The following is a 1,299-nucleotide window of genomic DNA, read 5'->3' as shown; positions in this document are numbered from 1 at the left end:
GTTGGCGAGGCCGTCTACTCGATTGTAGGCAGTTATTATTTCTTTTTCCATTCAATGAAACGGGTATTCTCGTTCGGGAAAATTGACATTTCCACGTATGAAATATTTTCTTTTCTCATAAAAATTAATCACTCTTTTGTTTTGGCTGTAAGCATCCAATCTTATCGAAGAATAATTGTTTTCGTTCGCGAATTTCTCGGCAAAATCCATCAATTTTTTTGCGTAGCCTTTTCCTTGATATTTTGGGTCAATCACTAATCTGTGAATAACCAAAACTTTTGAGTTGCTAAATTCCCAACTTACAGTTTGGTATTCAGTTTCTTGTTCTTCGCTTATGTTAATTGCACCAATAATTTCCTCATTGCTTCTCAGCACGAAAAGGATACCTTTTTTTAAATCATTTTCGATTATTGGGCGAGTAGGATAATTGTCAGTCCATTGGTAAATTCCATTTCTCTCTAATTCATTTTTTGCATTCAAATAGATTTGGAAAAGTTCGTTTAAATCTGATAATGTTCCTTTTTCAATTTTTAGTTGTTCTTTTTCTGTTCGCTCTGTTTTGGTGTCGTAAATCAGTAATCCTTGATTATTATCATCAAGTTGTTCAATTAATTTGCCTTTTCTGTTCCATATAGCACTTTGTCCAACGCCCATAAAGTTGTCACAATGTCCAACGCAATTCGACATCAATATTGGTGTGTTAAACTCGTTTGGAATTTGAGGAAAGTGTTTATATGCTTTTTCAATTCCGCCTTTTCGTTTGGCTACGCTAGCAATGTAAATATCTGTTCCTTGATTTTTTACATTTAAGAAATGTTCTCGTTGCAATGTCTCATAGCAAATTCCTATTGCGATTTTCACGCCATTAATAGTTAAAAAAGATTGATTTTTGCCACAAACAAAATAGGGTAGCTCGTCCGAATGCAACATTTGTTTGGAATAAACTGTCTTTTCTTTATTTGGCTGAAAAATCAGCATACTGATATTTAGTCCGTCAGGTGCTTTTGTTGGCATTCCAATTCCAATAGATATTCCATTTGAATTGGATATTTCTTGAAATGGACTAAAAATACTGCTTTCAATGTCTGTCGCTAGTTCTGTTGCTAATTCAGGTTCGTAGTTTGTAATTGACAGTTCGGGAAATATTATCAAGTCGGCTTTTAATTTGATTGCACGCTCAATAAATTCCAAGTGGCTATCAATATTCCTTTGGATGTTCCCTTTTTCGGATTTCGTTTGTGCTATGCAAATTTTCATTTCTTGAATGCGGTTTGTTTTAATTGCCTACAACGTTTTGCG

Annotated in this window: 1 protein-coding gene; it reads right to left on the bottom strand. The window is 34.1% G+C overall.

What is annotated here, in order from left to right; all coding sequences use genetic code 11:
• Nucleotides 1-51 precede the first annotated feature (51 nt).
• Nucleotides 52-1,257, bottom strand: a complete 1,206-nt coding sequence (locus tag DK188_RS21600) for a GNAT family N-acetyltransferase (RefSeq protein WP_157963341.1) — start codon at nt 1,255-1,257, stop codon at nt 52-54.
• Between the last annotated feature and the right edge of the window lie 42 nt (nt 1,258-1,299).

Source organism: Algoriphagus litoralis (genome assembly GCF_003259255.1).
In the GTDB taxonomy this organism is placed as follows: Bacteria; Bacteroidota; Bacteroidia; order Cytophagales; family Cyclobacteriaceae; genus Algoriphagus; species Algoriphagus litoralis.
The sequence above is the reverse complement of the archived record's forward strand: the minus strand, read 5'-3'. Positions and strand labels throughout refer to the sequence as shown.